Source organism: Streptomyces sp. NPDC036815 (assembly GCF_055609205.1).
This window is the reverse complement of sequence record NZ_JBVJPW010000006.1, coordinates 193570-210335: the sequence shown is the minus strand read 5'-3', so window position 1 is coordinate 210335 and position 16766 is coordinate 193570. Positions and strand designations below refer to the sequence as shown.

At 74.0% G+C, this 16766-nt stretch carries 12 protein-coding genes; 11 read left to right on the top strand and 1 reads right to left on the bottom strand.

The window, feature by feature from the left end:
* Positions 1-5 precede the first annotated feature (5 nt).
* From ACZ69I_RS15615 to ACZ69I_RS15580, 8 genes are all read left to right on the top strand, one after another.
* A complete protein-coding gene (locus ACZ69I_RS15615) occupies positions 6-4478 on the top strand; it encodes a beta-ketoacyl synthase N-terminal-like domain-containing protein (RefSeq protein ID WP_470832623.1) in 4473 nt (1490 codons plus the stop codon).
* The gene (locus ACZ69I_RS15610) at positions 4475-4783 is read left to right on the top strand and encodes an acyl carrier protein (RefSeq protein WP_467675174.1); all 309 of its coding nucleotides are present in this window, start codon (positions 4475-4477) and stop codon (positions 4781-4783) included. The genes ACZ69I_RS15615 and ACZ69I_RS15610 overlap by 4 nt, the downstream gene beginning before the upstream one ends.
* A gap of 2 nt (positions 4784-4785) precedes the next feature.
* On the top strand, positions 4786-5649 hold the full coding sequence (locus ACZ69I_RS15605) for an alpha/beta fold hydrolase (RefSeq protein WP_470832622.1): 864 nt from the start codon (positions 4786-4788) through the stop codon (positions 5647-5649).
* A complete protein-coding gene (locus ACZ69I_RS15600; RefSeq protein ID WP_470832620.1) occupies positions 5646-6857 on the top strand; it encodes a glycosyltransferase in 1212 nt (403 codons plus the stop codon). Before ACZ69I_RS15605 ends, ACZ69I_RS15600 begins: the two co-directional genes overlap by 4 nt.
* A gap of 128 nt (positions 6858-6985) precedes the next feature.
* Positions 6986-7924: a class I SAM-dependent methyltransferase gene (locus ACZ69I_RS15595; protein WP_470832619.1), complete on the top strand. Its 939-nt coding sequence runs from the start codon at positions 6986-6988 to the stop codon at positions 7922-7924.
* A gap of 1 nt (position 7925) precedes the next feature.
* The gene (locus ACZ69I_RS15590) at positions 7926-9182 is read left to right on the top strand and encodes a lipase family protein (protein ID WP_470832618.1); all 1257 of its coding nucleotides are present in this window, start codon (positions 7926-7928) and stop codon (positions 9180-9182) included.
* A gap of 26 nt (positions 9183-9208) precedes the next feature.
* A complete protein-coding gene (locus ACZ69I_RS15585) occupies positions 9209-10405 on the top strand; it encodes a lytic transglycosylase domain-containing protein (protein WP_470832617.1) in 1197 nt (398 codons plus the stop codon).
* Between the two features lie 10 nt (positions 10406-10415).
* Entirely contained in the window at positions 10416-11141 is a 726-nt protein-coding gene (locus tag ACZ69I_RS15580; RefSeq protein ID WP_470832615.1) for a dienelactone hydrolase family protein, read from the top strand.
* A gap of 61 nt (positions 11142-11202) precedes the next feature.
* Here ACZ69I_RS15580 and ACZ69I_RS15575 read toward each other — a convergent pair whose 3' ends face one another.
* Complete coding sequence (locus ACZ69I_RS15575) at positions 11203-12672, bottom strand: FG-GAP-like repeat-containing protein (protein WP_470832614.1); 1470 nt, start codon at positions 12670-12672, stop codon at positions 11203-11205.
* 174 nt (positions 12673-12846) lie between these two features.
* Here ACZ69I_RS15575 and ACZ69I_RS15570 point away from each other — a divergent pair, with 174 nt between their 5' ends.
* The 3 genes from ACZ69I_RS15570 (at position 12847) to ACZ69I_RS15560 (ending at position 16727) form a co-directional block, all read left to right on the top strand.
* Complete coding sequence (locus ACZ69I_RS15570; RefSeq protein ID WP_470832613.1) at positions 12847-14025, top strand: cytochrome P450 family protein; 1179 nt, start codon at positions 12847-12849, stop codon at positions 14023-14025.
* Between the two features lie 622 nt (positions 14026-14647).
* Positions 14648-15619, top strand: a complete 972-nt coding sequence (locus ACZ69I_RS15565) for an ACP S-malonyltransferase (protein ID WP_470832612.1) — start codon at positions 14648-14650, stop codon at positions 15617-15619.
* A 1-nt stretch (position 15620) separates the two neighbouring features.
* Positions 15621-16727 (top strand): arylcarboxylate reductase, encoded by a 1107-nt coding sequence (locus ACZ69I_RS15560; RefSeq protein ID WP_470832611.1) that lies wholly within the window; start codon positions 15621-15623, stop codon positions 16725-16727.
* Positions 16728-16766 lie beyond the last annotated feature (39 nt).

Sequence of the window (16766 nt, the reverse complement as noted above, 5' to 3'; positions counted from 1 at the left end):
CCGCGATGACGGATGTGGCCATCGTCGGCATGGCGGTCCTGCTGCCCGGCGCCCCCGACCTCGCTGCGTACTGGCGGAACCTCGTCGCCGGAGCCGACGCCATCGCCGAGGTGCCGGGGCACCGCTGGGACGCCTCTCTCTATCCGGAGCGGATCTACTGCCGGCGCGGTGGCTTCGTCGACGAGTTCGCCACGGTGGACGCCGCGGGCTTCGGTGTGATGCCGGACTCCGTGCACGGCACCGAACCCGACCAGTTGATCGCTCTGAAGGTCGCCGCCCGCGCGATCGCCGACGCGGGCGGCGAGGAGCGCCTCCCCGGGCGCGACCGCATCGGTGTCGTCCTCGGCCGCGGCGGCTACCTCACCCCGGCCCAGGCCCGCAACGACCAGCGGGTGCGTACGGCCCGGCAACTGCGGCACACCCTGGGGGAGTTGCTGCCGGAACTGAGTGCCGACCGGCTCGCCCGCATCGAGGACGCCTTCGTCGGACAGCTGGGTCCCGACCGGCCCGAGGCGGCCATCGGCCTGGTCCCCAACCTCGCCGCGTCGCGCATCGCCAACCGGCTCGACCTGCGGGGACCCGCGTACACGACGGACGCGGCCTGCGCCTCGTCGCTCATCGCCGTCGACCAGGCGGTGGCCGAACTGACCACCGGGCGCTGCGACATGGTGCTCGCGGGCGGCGTCCACCACTGTCACGACATCACGTTGTGGAGCGTCTTCAGCCGCCTCGGGGCCCTGTCGCCGTCCGAGCGCAGCCGTCCCTTCCACGCCGAGGCCGACGGCATCCTCATCGGTGAGGGCACCGGCATCGTCGTCCTCAAGCGCCTCGCGGACGCGACGCGCGACGAGGACTGCGTCTACGCGGTCGTCCGCGGTACGGGCGTCGCGGCCGACGGCCGCGCCGCGAGCCTGGTCAGCCCCGATCCGGGCGGCCAGGCCCGGGCTGTCCGGCAGGCCTGGCGGGCGGCCGGGCTCGACCCGCGCGCACCGGGCGCCCTCGGCCTCCTGGAAGCCCACGGCACCGGGGCCCCGGCCGGTGACGCGGCCGAACTCGCCACGCTGGCAACGGTGTTCGGGCCACCGCACGGGAGCTCCGCGGACGAGCGACGCGGCGTCATCGGCTCGGTGAAATCGATGATCGGCCACACCATGCCTGCCGCGGGCGCCGCGGGTCTGATCAAGGCCGCGCTCGCCCTGCACCACGCGACGCTGCTGCCCACCCTGCACTGCGAGGACCCGCACCCGGCACTCGCTGCCACCCGCTTCCGGCCGCTCAGTGCGGCACGGCCGTGGGACGCCGAGGTCCGCAGGGCCGCGGTGAACGCCTTCGGATTCGGCGGCATCAACGCCCACGTGGTCCTCGAACAGGCTCCGCGGCCCCCTGCCGCACCGGCCCGCACCGTCGTCCGTGAGGCGGAACCGGTGCTCCGCCTCACCGCCGAGAGCCCCGAACTCCTCGCCGACCGGCTCACCGCTCCCGACGCCGCCCTGCGCGACCGTGCGGACACCGAGCCGCCGCCGGGCCGGATCCGCCTCGCGGTCGTGGCCCCCGACGCCAGACGCCTCGCCCTGGCCCGCCGCGCGGTGGCCAAGGGACGTGCCTGGCGGGGCAGGGGAGACGTGTGGTTCGCCCCGGACCCCCTGCTCACTCCGGAGGCCGGCGGCAGACTCGCGTTCGTCTTCCCCGGTCTCGAGGCGGAGTTCGCGCCCCGGGTCGGCGAGGTCGCCCGGCACTTCGGACTGTCGCTGCCGACGGGGAACGCCCCGGTCGTCGGCGACGTCGGACGCCACGGCATCGGCGTGCTCGCCGTCGGCCGCGTCCTTGACGGGGCCCTGCGCGCCCTGGGCATCGAACCCGACGCGGTGGCCGGACACAGCATCGGCGAGTGGTCGGCGATGCTCGCGGGCGGCCTGTACGATACCGCCACGGCCGACGCCCTCCTCGCGGACTTCGACCCCGACTCCCTCAGCGTCCCCGGCGTCGCGTTCGCCGCGCTCGGCACGTCCGCCGAGCAGGTCCGGGCCGTGCTCGGCGACCGTACCGACGTGGTCCTCTCGCACGACAACGCCCCGGCCCAGTCCATGATCTGCGGCCCGAAGGACGCGGTCGACGTCCTGGTGCGGGACTTCCGCGAGCGGCGGATCGTCGCCCAGATCCTGCCGTTCCGCTCCGGCTTCCACACACCGATGCTCGCGCCCTATCTGGCCCCCCTGACGGCCGGTGTGGACCGTGCCCCCGTGCGCACGCCCCGTATCCCCGTCTGGTCGGGCACCACCGCGGCGCCCTTCCCCTCCGGCGAGGCCGACGTCCGGGCCCTTTTCGTACGCCATCTCCTGGAGCCGGTCCGCTTCCGGCCGCTGATCGACGCGATGTACGAGGCCGGGTTCCGGGCCTTCGTGCAGGTGGGCACCGGTCGCCTCAGCTCCCTGATCGACGACACCCTGGCCGGCCGCGAGGGCCTGACCGTCGCCGCCGACACGCCCCGCTGCGGCGGTCTCGCCCAGCTGCGCCGCGTCGTCGCCGCGCTGTGGGCCGAGGGCAGCCCCCGGGCCGCGAACGCGCCGCTGCCCCGCCGTGCCACCGCCAGGACACCGGTACGCCTCGACCTCGGGGCCGCGTCCGTGTCGCTGCCCTCCGCCGTACGAGCGGAACTGCGCGCGGACCTGCTCGCCGCGCTGGACCGCACCCCGCCGCCCGCGCCCGGCCGTCTCGACGCGCTCGCGACCCGGTTCCCCGCGGCGGCCGAACTGCGGTCCGCGCTGGCCGAGACGGCGGACACGGCGGTGGCGCTGTTCACCGCGGCCGCGGCGTCCGAGCGGGCCACGGCCCCGCCGGGCCCGGCATCGCCCGCGACGCCGTCCACCGCCCGAACGGAACCGACCCGCCCCGCGGGGCGCAACACCCGCACGGCGCCGACGGCCCCCGAGCCCCTCGACCGCACCCGGCTGACCATCGACACCACCGCGATGCCCCACCTCCTCGACCACTGCTTCATCCCGCAGCGCCCCGGCTGGCCCGACCTCTCCGACCGGCACCCGGTCGTCCCCGCGACCACCGTCGTCCACCACATGATGCGGGCCGCCGAGCGGGCCCTTCCCGGGCGCCGCGTCGTCGCGGTGTACGACGTAAGGCTGGAGCAGTGGCTCGCGGCCGAGCCCGCCGGCCGGGTCGAGGTCGTCGTGACGCCCGAGCCCGACGAGCGGCTCGTGCGGGTGGCATTCGGGCCGTATGCGCGGGCCGTGCTCGAACTCGCCGACGGCTACCCCGGCCGACCGCCCGCAGCCTGGCCCCTGGAAACGGGCGAGCGGCCCTGCGCGATCACCGCCGAGGACCTCTACCGGGACCGGTGGATGTTCCACGGCCCGGCCTTCCAGGGGATCACCGAGCTGACCGGCATCGGCGACCGGCACGTCCGCGGGACCATCACCGCCCCGGCCGCCCCCGGCGCGCTCCTCGACAACGTCGGCCAGCTGCTCGGCCACTGGATCCTGGCCGAGCACACCGAGCGCACCGTCGTCTTCCCCGTACGGATGGATGCCTTCCGCTTCTTCGGCCCGCATCCGGCCCCCGGCACTCCCGTCGGGTGCCACGTCAGAATCGTCTCCCTCACCGGCCCCGCGCTCACCGCCGACGTACAACTGCGCGTCGGCGGCACGGTCTGGGCCGAGATCACCGGCTGGCAGGACCGCCGCTTCGACGTGCCCGGCGCCGACCGGCCCGGCGGCTACCCCGAGCGCCGCACCCTGTCGGAGGCCCGGCCCGGCGGCTGGACGCTGCTCACCGACGCCTGGCCCGACCTGGCCTCGCGCGACCTGGTGATGCGCACCCAACTGGGCGCCGCCGAGCGCGCCGCCTACGAACAGCACCCGCCGCGCGGCCGGCGACAGTGGCTGCTCGGCCGGATCGCCGCGAAGGACGCGGTACGGCACTGGCTGTGGCGGCGGTGCGCGGACGCGGTGTACCCGGCCGAGATCGCCGTCCGCAACGACGCCGAAGGACGGCCGTACGCCGTCGGCGTGCACGGCAGGGAACTGCCCGCCCTCGACCTGTCACTGGCCCACCGCGCGGAGACCGCCGTCGCGCTCGTACGGCCGCGCGGCGAACGGGAGCACCCCGACACGGGCGTGGGCATCGACGTCGAGGTCGTCGCCGAGCGGACCGATGCCACCCGGCACCTCGCGCTGGACGACCGGGAACGCGCCCTGCTCGCCACGGCCGCGGGCGGGGAGCGCGAGGCCGTGTGGTTCACCCGTTTCTGGGCGGCCAAGGAAGCCGCGGCAAAGGCCGAGGGCCTTGGCCTGCGCGGCCGGCCGCGGCGGTTCGCCGTCTGCGGGGTGCGCCCGTACGGACTGGTCGTCGAGACGGACCGGCAGCGCCACCACGTGCGCTGCGAACACCTGGGGCCCGCCCCCGCGCCCGGAACTCAGCACAAGGACTACGTCGTGGCCTGGACAGCGAAGGAGAACGACCTGTGAAGACGACCGCGGCGCCCGACGAGCGCCACGTGCTCGGAGAAGTCGCCGAGATGATCACCACGGTGCTCGGCGACTACGCCCCGGACACCGACGGGATCGGCCCGCACTCCCGCTTGGGCGACGACCTGGAGATGGAGAGCATCGACCTGGTCACCCTCGCCGGGCTGCTCGCCGACCGGTACGGGCCCGACGCCAACTTCGCCGCCTACCTCGCGAGCCTGGAGCTCGACGAGATCATCGCCCTCACGGTGGGCGATCTCGTCGCGTACCTCTGCCGCGCCCTGCGGCCCGGCGCGGGAGGCTGACCGTGGCCAGGGTGCGGGCGAACGGCCTCCTCCACCACGTACAGCGGCTTCCCCACCGGTCCGGGGCGCACGTCACGACGGCCGACGGCCGCGTGCCGACCGTCGTCTTCCTGCACGGCGCCTTCATCGACAGCCTCGCCAGCTTCTACTTCACGCTCGGCCCGCAGTTCGCGGACGCGGGCTTCGACGTCCTCATGTACGACCTGCGCGGGCACGGCCGCAGCGAACGCCCGCCCACCGGCTACACCCTGGAGGACTTCACCGGCGACCTCGTCGCCCTGCTCGACGCCCTGGGCATCGACGAACCGGCGCACCTGGTCGGCAACTCCTTCGGCGGCACGGTGGCGCTGGACTTCGCCGTGCACCACCCGGCGCGTACGGCGTTCGTCACCGTCGTCGAGTCGGGACCCGCGACCCGCGACTGGGCCGCCACGATGACCGGGGCCCTGCACCGGGCCACGGGGGAGCGGTCCGAGGAGGAGGCGCTCGCCTGGTTCGTCGCCGAGTACGGGGCGCTCGCCTCCACCCGGCAGGGCGACGCCCTGCACGACGCGCACATCGCCCGCCTCGGACGCGCCGCCGGGCGGCTGATCGCCACCACCTCCATCACGCGGGACATCCCGGGCGGCCGCACCCTCGCCGACGAGCAACTCCGCGCCCTCGACCGCCCGGTGCTGCTCGTCAACGGCCAGGGCGGCCTCGTCGCCGAGGAGACCGCCCGCCTGGCGGCACTCCTTCCGGACTGCGACGTCGTCGTGGTGCCCGGCCAGAAGCACTCGGTCCTGGTGGAGGCCGCCGAACACGTCGGCGCCCTCACCCTGGACTGGACGGTGCGGCGGCTGCTCTCCGGGGGCGTCGCCCGATGAGCCGCTTCCTCTTCGTCGTGCCGCCGCTCGCCGGTCACATCAACCCGGCCTCGGCCGTCGCCGCCGCCCTCACCGCCCGGGGCCACGAGGTGGCCTGGGCCGGGCAACCGGCCGCCCTGCGGGGCCTCGTGGCCGCGGACAGCCGCGTCTTCCCCTGCGCGGGCGCGCCGGGCATCGAGGACCGTCCCCGCGAGCTGCGCGGCGTGGCGGCCCTGAAGTTCCTGTGGGACGACTTCTTCGCGCCGCTCGCGTACGCCATGGCGCCCGGAGTGACCACCGCCGTCATGGAGTTCGGACCCGACCTGCTCGTCGTCGACCAGCAGACGGTCGCGGGCGCGCTGGTCGCGGAGCGGCTCGGCGTCCCCCACGTCACCTCCTCGACCACCTCCGCCGAGCTCTCGGGCAGCCTCATCGGCATCCCGAAGGTCGACCAGTGGCTCACCGACCTCCTGGACGGCCTGCGACAGCGCCTCGGCGACCCCTCGGCCCGCCACGACCCGCGCTTCTCGCCACGGCTCACGCTCGTCTTCTCGACCAGTGAACTCACCGGCCCGCCGGCGCGGGACCGCGGCCCGGTCCACTTCGTCGGACCGGCACTCGGCTCGCGCGGCGACATCGCCGACTTCCCCTGGAAGTGGGTCGACCGGGACGACGGCCGGGCGCTGGTCCTGGTCTCCCTCGGCACCGTCAACGCCACGGTGGGCGCCCGCTTCCTCGCCCGGTGCGTCGACGCCGTACGCGCCCGCTCACGCGACCTGCGCGCGGTGGTCGCCGATCCGGGCGGACTCCTCGGCCCGTCGCGCGGCGACGACGACGTCCTGATCCGCCCCGCGATTCCCCAACTCGCCCTCCTGGAGCGCGCGGACGCCGTCGTCTGCCACGCCGGTCACAACACCGTCACCGAGGCCCTGTGGCACGGGGTCCCCCTGGTGGTCGCCCCGATCCGCGACGACCAGCCCGTGGTCGCCGCGCAGGTCACCGACGCGGGAGCGGGCGTACGGGTGCGGTTCGGCCGGGCAGACGCCCAGACCGTCGGATCCGCTCTCGACACCGTGCTCGGGCAGCCCCACTACGCCGAGGCAGCCCGCCGCATCGCCCGGTCCTTCCGCGCGGCGGGCGGAGCGCCCACCGCGGCCGCACATCTCGAAGAGCTCACCGCCGAACACGTCGCAGAACAGGAGAACCCGTGGCACGGACTGCAGATATAGCCGCGCGAAGGCCCCACTACCAGCGGCTGCTCGCCGAGGGAACGGGCCGGTTCTTCCGGCCCCCGCGCACCACCTGCCCCTGGTGCGCCTCCGACCGGCTGCAGCACCGGCTGCGCAGCCGGGACCACGTGCAGAACAAGCCGGGGACCTTCGTCCTCGACGCGTGCAGCGACTGCGGGCACGTCTTCCAGAATCCGCAACTCACCTCCGAGGGACTCGACTTCTACTACGGCGACTTCTACGACGGCCTGGGCGGGGAGACGACGGCCAGGATGTTCGCCGGGCGCGGCAGCGTGAAGCGCTTCCGGCACAGCGCCCGCGCCCTGCGCGCCCACGCGAGCCCGCGGCGCTGGCTGGACGTCGGCACCTCGCACGGCCACTTCTGCGCGACGGCCAGGGAGGAGCTCCCGGACACCGAGTTCCACGGCCTCGACATGGGGGAGAGCGTCGAACTCGCCGTGAAGGAGGGGCGGATCGCGGCCGCGTACCGGGGGCAGTTCACGCTGCTCGCCGAGGAGCTGGCCGGACGCTACGACACGGTGAGCATGTTCCACTACCTGGAGCACACCCTGACGCCGCGTGGCGAACTCGTCGCCGCCCGCACCGCTCTGCGGCCCGGCGGGCACCTCCTCATCGAGGTCCCCAATCCCGAATCCCCGCTGGGCAGGCTCTTCCGCGGCCGCTGGATGCCCTGGTTCCAGCCCCAGCACCTGCACTTCGTGCCGATCGGGAACCTCTGCCGCGAGCTGGAACGCATGGGCTTCACCGTCGTGTCCGCCCACCGCCGCGGCGACCAGCACATCCCGGTCGACCTCGCCTGCGCCACCTGGTTCTGGGCGGCCCGCGCCATGCCCAAGGAGGACGCGCCCTGGCTGGCGCGACGGCCGGGGCGGGCCGCGGTCGCCGTCCGCTGGGCCGTGGCGCTCGCCGCGCTGCCGCCGGTCCTCGCCGCGTACGGCCTCGACCTGCTGCTCGCGCCGCTCGTACGGCGGACCTCGCTGAGCAACGCCTACCGGGTGATCGCCCGCCGCGGCCCGGACGACGCTCCCGCGAGCGGAGGGAACTGACATGCCGGTACCGGTCTTCCGCCGAGCGGGACGACTCGGCGTAGCCCTCGCCCTGATCCTCGCGGCCTGCACGCTGTCCGCGGGCACGGCGGGCGGCGAGCCCCGCCCGGCCCCCGCGAGCGCCGCCGCGACGCTGCCGCCCGACGACTTCTACGTACCCCCGGACGCCCTGCCCGACGGAAAGCCGGGCGACGTGATCCGCTCCCGCAAGGTCGACCCCGGCACCCCGACACCCCGCGCCCTGGCCGACACCTGGCAGGTGATGTACCGCTCGACGGACGCGCTCGGCAAGCCCCACGCGGCGACCGCCACCGTCCTGGTGCCCAAGGGCGGCGCCCCCGCGTCGCGGCCCGTCGTCGGCTGGGGACCCGGCACCCAGGGCCCCGCCTTCCGCTGCACCCCGTCCCGGCTGATCGCCAAGGGCGCCCTGTACGAACAGTGGGTCATCAACGCCATGCTCGAGGCGGGCTACGCGGTCGCCGTCCCCGACTACGAGGGCTACCGGCCCACTCCGAAGACGACGTACATGGTCGGCCGGTCCCTGGGCCCCGCTCTCATCGACGCGGTCCGCGCCGCCCAGCGACTGCCCGCCGCCGGGCTCTCCGCCGACGCGCCGGTCGTGTTCCGCGGCTACTCGCAGGGCGGTGGCGCCGCGCTGTGGGCGGGGGAGTTCCAGCCGGACTACGCGCCCGAGCTCAAGCTCAGGGGCATCGTCGCGGGCGGCGTACCCGGCGATCTCATGGAGGTCGCCCTGCCGCTCAACGGACGCCCCGGCTCCGGCTTCCTCCTCTACGCCCTCATCGGCCTCGACCACGCGTACCCGGAGCTCAGGCTCGGTGCCGTGCTCAACGACGCGGGACACGCCATGGTCGCCGACCTCGAAGCGGGCGGTTGCGCCCTGGAAATGATCAACAAGTACGGCAACAAGCCGCTGTCCGCGTACGTCACCCGCAGTCCGCTCGTCGACGCGCCCTGGGTCGCCCGTTACACGGAGAACACCCTCGGCAGGACGCCGAAGATCAAGGTGCCGGTGTTCCAGTACCACGCGACCCAGGATGCCCTCGTCGAACCGCACCAGGCCGACGCCCTGCACAAGGAGTACTGCGCGCAAGGCGTGCCGCTGACCTGGAAGACGTACGACACCACGGGCCGCGCGCCGGTCGCCGACCACCTCTGGCCGATCCAGGCGGCCAACGCCGAGGCCATGCGGTACCTCGCCGACCGTTTCGCCGGCCGACCCGCCGCCTCCACCTGCTGAGCGCCGCAAACCCCGAGAGGTGAGCCATGGCAACGAGCAACAGGCACCGCAGGAAGGGCAGCCGCCGCTTCCGCCGCGGCATGTCGGGCACCGTCGTCGCGGCCCTCGTGATGGCCGGGCTCACCGCGTCGGCGGCCCCCGACGGCCCACTCGCTCCGCCCCGCCACGGCGCCGCCCCGGAAGGCGGCACCGGGGGCGGCGGCTGGGATCCGCCCGCCGGGTCGTCGGCCGACTCCTACCACACCGAACTCCCGCCCCTGCGGGCGGGAAAGGGCGTTCCGGTCGGCAGGAGGGAGGCGGCCGCGGCGCGGGCCCAGTCCGGCATCCCGGCCACCGTCCTCGCCGCCTACCGGCGCGCCGAGGCCGCCCTCGCCGCCACCGACCCCGGCTGCGGGCTGCCCTGGCAACTCCTCGCGGCCATCGGCAAGGTGGAGTCCGGGCAGGCCAGGGGCGGCCGGGTCGACGCGGACGGTACGACGCTGACGCCCATCCTCGGGCCCGTCCTCAACGGCACCGGATTCGCCCGGATCCCCGACACCGACGACGGCGCGTACGACGGTGACACCACCTACGACCGGGCGGTCGGGCCGATGCAGTTCATCCCCTCCACCTGGGCCCGCTGGGGCGCCGACGGCAACGACGACGGCCGCGCCGATCCCAGCAACATCCACGACGCCGCGCTCGCCGCCGGACGCTATCTGTGCGCGGGCGACCGGGACTTGGCGGACGAGGCGGACCTCGACCGGGCGATCCTCAGCTACAACCACTCGGCCGCCTACCTGCGCACCGTCCTGGCCTGGCTGGACTTCTACCGACGCGGCGTCCACGAGGTGCCCGACGGCCGGGGCCCGTTGCCGACCGGCCCCGGGCCGGGTGGCAGGACGCCCGCGACCCGGCCCGCCGGCGTGGTCGTCGGCCCCCGGCCGTCCCACCCCTCCCGCCCGCGCCCGGGCGACTCCTCCTCCCCGAACCCGCCCCGCCCCGGCCCCAGCCCTTCCGCCCCCGGAACGAGCCCCGCCCCTTCCGACCCCGACCCCACTCCGACCCCGACCCCGACCGACCCGGAGTGCCCCACCCCCACCCCTTCCGGGGAGCCATCCCCCTCCGGCACCCCATCCCCCTCACCTACGGGACCGTCCGACCCGCCCCCCTCGCCCTCACCGTCGGATTCGGTGTTCTGCCCGTGGCAGAACAACGGCCCCATCGGGCGCGACGATCACTAGGGTCCGTCCCATGACAAGGGTGACGACGCGTACGGTGACGTATCCGGCCGACGGCCTGACCATGGTCGGCCACCTCGCGCTGCCGGGCGGTGCGGGCCGCCGCCCCGCGGTCCTGGTGGGGCCCGAGGGCACGGGGCTCAGCGATGTCGAGCGCCAACGGGCCGACGCACTGGCCGAGTTGGGGTACGTCGCGCTCGCCTTCGACATCCACGGCGGGCGCTATTTCAGGGACCCCGAGGAGATGCTGGCGCGGTGCATGCCGCTGCTCGCCGACCCCGGGCGGATGCGGAGCATCGGCCATGCGGCGCTCGACGTGCTGCGCGCCGAACCGCGTACCGATCCCGACCGCATCGCCGCCGTCGGCTACGGCACCGGGGGCGCGATCGGCCTGGAGCTGGGACGCGACGGTGTCGGTCTGCGGGCGATCGGCACGGTCAACGCACTGACCACGGGCCGGCCGGGCGAGGCGGCGCGCATCCGCTGCCCGGTGTGGGCCGGGGTCGGGTCCGAGGACCCGATCATGCCGCCCGCCCAACGGGAGGCGTTCACCGCCGAGATGCAGGACGCGGGCGTCGACTGGCGCCTCGTGGTCTACGGCGGCGCCCTGCACGCCTTCCACCATCCGCCGGTCGACCAGCCCGTCCTCCCCGGCGTCGGCCACCACCCGCGCCACGCCCAACGGGCCTGGCGCGACATCGTCGGCCTGCTCGCCGAGTGCCTGCCCCTGACGGAGTGACCCGACCCACCCGGCCCCGGCCGCCCCGAGCCGCCGCGGCCCGCGTGCCGCGGCGGGCCGTTCAGTGGCTGCCCAGCGGCTTGCCGTACTTCTGAGCCGTGGAGAGGTAGGGGAGGCCGAGCGTGCGGGGCGAGAAGGCCGTCGAGCGGGCGGCCGATCCGCCGGGCAGGAGCCACGCGGCGCCAAGGGAGGCGTTCTCGCCGGGGGAGCCGACCGTGACATCCGGAACTCCGTCGGCGTTGTGATCGCCCCCGGCGACCGCCGCGCCGAAGGCGTCGCCCGCCTCCGCGACACCCGGGACGCCGGGCGTGTCCTGGTTCCGGGCGACGGACGTGGCGGCGCCGCCCGCGTCGAGCAGGCCCTTGGCGCCGCCGCTGAGCAGCCAGGCGGCGCCCGCCCCCGCTTCGCTTCCGACGGCCTCGCCGGGAGCGCCCGCGATCAGGTCGTCGCGGCCGTCGCGGTTGACGTCGGCGACGGCGAGTGCGGCGCCGAAGCGGTCACCGTCCTCTGCCACTCCGGGGACGCCCGCCGTGTCCTGGTTGAGGGTCTGGGCGCGGCGGCCGAACGGGCCGCCCTCGGGGCTCCCGTAATGGACGTGGATGCCGCCCCCCTTGGCGAGCCGCTCGGGGCCGCAGGGGTCGTCGATGTTCTCGTCGGCGATCTCACGGCACTCGCCGAGCGCCAGGTCGTCGCGGCCGTCGCCGTCGAAGTCTCCGGCGGCCAGGGCGGTCACGCCCGCGTTGTCCGTGTTCCAGAAGTTGGCCATCTCGGACCGGTCGGCGTCCCACTTCCACAGGCGCACGTGGGACTGCGTGCTGGGGCTGCCCGCCGTCCAGTACGCGACGGCCAGGTCCGCCGTGCCGTCGTCGTCGAAGTCACCGGTGGCCAGGACGGGGGCGCGGCCGCCCATGGGGGCGGCGACGACGGTGGTGACCATGCTGTCCTCGCCGACGATGACGCGGGCGACGACCTTGTCCGTACCGCCGATCACGATCGTCTTGTTGCCGCCGCGGGTGAGGTCGGCCGCCGCGATCGAGGTGCCGTACGCCGCCGAGGGCGAGGGCCCGGTCAGGACCGTCGAGCCGGGGCCCGGGCCGGTCTCCGAACCGCCCACGGCGATGACCGTGCCCGCGTCCGTGCCGCGGTCGGTGACGTCCTCGCCGGGGGCTCCGGCGAGCAGTTCCGCGATGCCGTCGCCGTTGAGGTCCGTCAGGGCCACGGACGCGCCGAAGCGGTCGCCCGCCTCCGGGGTGCCGGGCACTTCGGCAGTGGCCTGGGTGACGCGCATGCTTCCGTGCGCGCCGACGCCCCTCGGGCCGCCCCGGACGACGTTCACGTACCCGGCCCCGGCCTTGCCGCCCACGGTCCCGTTCGGGACGCCGACGGCGAGGTCCGCGTAGCCGTCGCCGTTGAAGTCGCTCGTGGCGGAACGGGGTGCGGCGGCGGAGGCACCGGCCGGAAGGACGGCCCCGGCGGTGACCGTGGCGGCGACTGCGATGGCGTACGTCAGGATGCGGCGGCTGTGCTGCATGGAGGCCCACTCGGTCGACGGGTTGCGGGTTTACCTGATGTGACCCCCGAAGGGCGGAGCTGGTTGTACGGAGTTCACCGGCAGGTGGCGCCGGGTTCACGCAAGGCCCCTCGTCGGACGTGGCTATCGTTGGCGCCGACGACGGCAGGCCGGAACCCCTTGGAGCCCGAGCACATGAGCGACCCGACTCGGGATCCCGACTTCCTCCAGGACCCCTATCCCGCCTACGCGGCCATGCGGTCCACCTGCCCGGTGCGGTCCGTGCCCCTCGGTTCCGGAGGGCATCAGGGCTATGTGGTGACCGGCTACGCGGAAGCCAGAGCGGCCCTGGGCGACGCCCGGCTCTCGAAGGACACGGCCGTCTTCTTCGCGGGCAAGGAGTCACGGCGTCGCCTGCACCCGGCGGTCGCCCACACCATGCTGGCCAGCGACCCGCCCCGGCACACCCGGCTGCGCAAGCTGGTCACCAAGGCGTTCACGACCGGTGCCGTCAAGGAGCTGCGTCCGTTCATCGCCCGCGTCACCGATGAGCTCCTCGACCAGTGGCGCGCGGGCGAGCGGTTCGACTTCGTGGCGGGCCTCGCGGTGCCGCTGCCGGTCATCGTGATCTGTGAACTGCTCGGAGTCCCGCAGGCCGACCGGCCGCACGTCCGGCGCTGGTCGGCCGAGCTGTTCGCGGCCGGACAGCCCGACGTCATCGACGCGGCCTCCCACGCGATGGCCGACTACATGACGGACCTCATCTCGGCGAAGCGCCTGGCCCCGGGCGACTCCCTCCTCGACCGGCTGATCTCGGCCCGCGACGGGGACGAGCGCCTGAGCGAGGAGGAGTTGGTCTCCCTGGCCGTACTGCTCCTCGTGGCCGGACACGAGACCACCACCAACTTCCTCGGCAACGCCCTGCTGGCGCTGCTCCAGCACCCGGCCGAGCTCCGTCGCCTCCAGGACGACCCGGACGACATCCCCGCCCGGCTGGACGAACTGCTCCGGTTCGACTCCCCCGTGAGCACGGCCACGTTCCGGTTCACCACGCAAGCCCTCACGCTCGGCGGCACCGAGATCCCGGCAGGCGTCCCGGTGCAGATCGCTCTCGGAGCGGCCAACCGCGACCCCGCGCGTTTCCTCTCGCCGGACCTGCTCGACCTGGACCGCGACGCCGCCGCCCACCTCGCCTTCGGCCACGGAATCCACCGCTGCGTCGGCGCCCCCCTGGCCAAGGCCGAGGCGGAGGTCGCCCTGCGAGCGGTGCTGACCCGCTTCCCCGGCACACGCCTCGCCGTACCCGCCGACCGACTGGACCGGCGCCGCACGCGACTGGTCCGCGGACTCGTGTCGCTTCCTGTCGTGGCGTAGTGACCGGGAGAGCCAGGTGGTCTCCACACGATGATTCGGGTGCGCCCGGACGATGGGCCGTGAACACGCCAACTCCGTGGCGCGGTGCGGGTGGCCGGAGGCCGTCGCCGGTTCGAGGGTGTGTGCTCGCGTGACGTCTCATTCGAACGGTTGACTAAGGCTTTGCGCCACCTCCGGCGGGGTGGCTGCTTGGGGCGGGAGGGGCGGCTGCGTCGTCCTGCCCGTGTGGCAACCGCTTTTGGCATGAGCCGCTGGCGCGTTCCCGGCCCTGGGTGGAGGCCGGGCGGGAGTGGTGGAGAACGCCGTTCCGGGCGTGGGGGAGCGCGTGCCGCGGCGTGCGCGGCGGATTGAATTCCCAGGCGCCCGTGGCGTTCGGCGCTGGCCTGTTTGCGCCTTTCCGCCACGGAGGTCCGGACCAATGGGGTAATGGCTGAATCGGGAAGGTCCCGTTCTGTCCCGGCGGTCCCGGTGTTAGGCTCGCCGAAGTTCATTCCCGTACCTCTTACCGTCCTTATGCCGCCGCCCGTCCGGCTCGGCCAGCATTTTCATTTCTCAACGTTCGTGAGTCACTCCTGAATGTCCGTGCGGTAAAGAACGTCCTGAAGTGTGAACAGGAGTAAGCATGCCCCTGGGGTACTTGTTCGGCGGTGGCGTCGGGGCCGAGCCACACGGGATCGAACTGTATGAGTCCTCACCACTCGTACAGCGGCTGTACGGAGAGATATCCGGGTGGACCGGCCTGACGGCGGAGCAGATCCTGCGCGGCGAACTGCCCGAGGGGCGGGAGCGGCGGCAGAGCGCGGGCACGATACGTGAGGCGGCGCTCGCCATCGCCGTGCACGACCTGCTGGCGGAGGCGGGCCTGCGCCCGGACGTGCTCGGCGGGCTGAGCCTGGGCGCGATGACGGCCAGCTGTCTGGCCGGCGCCCTGGACCGCGAGTCCCTGTTCAGGATGCTGGCCCGGACGGCCGACGCCCCCGATCCCCTCCCCGGTGCCGCCGACGAGGGCATGGCCCTCGCCTTCCAGCAGGCCGGGGACGCGGAGTCCCCGCCCCCCTGGCAGGGTCTCCCGGACGTCCACCTCGCCGGTGACTTCGGCCCCGTCGCGGACGGGTCCCAGCGCATCGTCATGCTCGCCGGTCACCGTACGGCGATCGAGCGCCTGGCCGCCGAGTCCGCACCCGGCGCGATCGTGCCGCTGCCCGACCGCACCATCGCCGTTCACTCGCCGCTGCGGGGGCCCTTCCGCGAGTTCCTCGCGCCCCATCTGGCACAGCTGCCGTTCACCGCACCACGCATTCCACTGCTCTCCTGTCTGGAGCGCGGCGAGCTGAAAACGGCGGACGAAGTGCGGGACATGTTCGAGCGCAATCCCACCGACCCGATCAGCCTCGTCGACATCTACGAGGGAATGCGAAGTCATGACGTACGACTCGGCCTCGTCATGGGCCCCGCCATTCCCGAAGGAATCCTCGCTTTCCCGTTCCCGGTCGTCCATGTGGAGAATCCCGAGCATATTCAACTCGCCGTCAGTACCGCCTATGATCTCGGAATCAGGATCTCGCAGGGCAACTCCGGCGCGTGGGAAAGCTGATATGCGGCGAACCGACCGTACGGCGGAGCCGCAAGGAAAGGACGTGACCGACCCCGACGCGCTCGTCGCGAAGTGGCTCGGCATCGACATCGACGAATGGACCCGCGCGGTCGTGCGGCGCACCTTCGACGCCGACGGGGGAAGCCCGTACTGGCTGAGCCGCCGCGAACGGCTCGACTTCGACCCGTACGACATCAAGCGCTACGAAGAACTCACGGCCTTCGGCCCGTTCCCGCTCGCCGACCTGCGCGGCGTGGACCCGGCGGACCTGGTGCCACGCGCCGTGCGCAGGCCGCTCGCCGGCCGCGTCTGGGACACGGGCGGCACCACCGGCAGGCCCTGCCGGGTCTTCTACACCCCTGCCATGCTCCATCACCGCGCCGTCTGGCGCCGCTGGTCCTTCACCCACGAAGGGTTCGTGCCCGGCCGCGGCTGGCTCCAGGCGACCCCCACCGGACCGCACCTCATCGGGCACGGCGCCTGGGAAGTCGCCGACCTGTACGCGGGCCTGGTGTACGCCATCGACATGGACCCCCGCTGGGTCAAGCGACTCATCCGCGAAGGCCGTCCGGCCGACGTCGAGCGCTACACCGGCCACCTCCTCGACCAGATCACCGACGCTCTGGACCAAGGCGGCATCGACTACCTCAACACCACCCCCGCCCTCTTCGCGGCGCTGTGCAGACACGCGCCCGAGCGCGTCGCGGCCCTCGCCGGGGCACGCCTGAGCGGCACCCAGATCAACGGCGCGATGCACCGCGACTTCCGCGCCGCCCTCGACGGCGGGATCTGCGGCATCAGTTACGGCAACACCTTCGGCAACGCCGCCTACATCGGCGTGCCGGAGAGCGGCGGCCCGATCCCGTACATGCCGAACTACCCACAGGTGACCATGGCCGTGGTGCGCAAGGACGACTGGCGCGAGGTCGTCCCGCCCGGCGCGAGCGGACAGGTCCGGCTCACCGTGCTGCACGACGACCTCTTCCTGCCCAACATCCTCGAACGCGACCAGGCGGTACGCCACCTCGACGCCGAGTGGCCCTGCGACGGCGTGGCCGACGTCCGTCCGCTCCAGACCGCCACCACCGCCGTCGAGGGCCTGTACTGACGGGCCTCGGCGCCGCGAGCCACCTGTACCGACGCGGGC

Bases quoted from the DNA above. Each gene is read 5' to 3' on its own strand.
- ACZ69I_RS15615 (WP_470832623.1), top strand. From the start codon at position 6: ATGACGGATGTGGCCATCGTCGGCATGGCGGTCCTGCTGCCCGGCGCC.
- ACZ69I_RS15600 (WP_470832620.1), top strand. From the start codon at position 5,646: ATGAGCCGCTTCCTCTTCGTCGTGCCGCCGCTCGCCGGTCACATCAAC.
- ACZ69I_RS15590 (WP_470832618.1), top strand. From the start codon at position 7,926: ATGCCGGTACCGGTCTTCCGCCGAGCGGGACGACTCGGCGTAGCCCTC.
- ACZ69I_RS15585 (WP_470832617.1), top strand. From the start codon at position 9,209: ATGGCAACGAGCAACAGGCACCGCAGGAAGGGCAGCCGCCGCTTCCGC.
- ACZ69I_RS15580 (WP_470832615.1), top strand. From the start codon at position 10,416: ATGACAAGGGTGACGACGCGTACGGTGACGTATCCGGCCGACGGCCTG.
- ACZ69I_RS15575 (WP_470832614.1), bottom strand. From the start codon at position 12,672: ATGCAGCACAGCCGCCGCATCCTGACGTACGCCATCGCAGTCGCCGCC.
- ACZ69I_RS15570 (WP_470832613.1), top strand. From the start codon at position 12,847: ATGAGCGACCCGACTCGGGATCCCGACTTCCTCCAGGACCCCTATCCC.
- ACZ69I_RS15565 (WP_470832612.1), top strand. From the start codon at position 14,648: ATGCCCCTGGGGTACTTGTTCGGCGGTGGCGTCGGGGCCGAGCCACAC.
- ACZ69I_RS15560 (WP_470832611.1), top strand. From the start codon at position 15,621: ATGCGGCGAACCGACCGTACGGCGGAGCCGCAAGGAAAGGACGTGACC.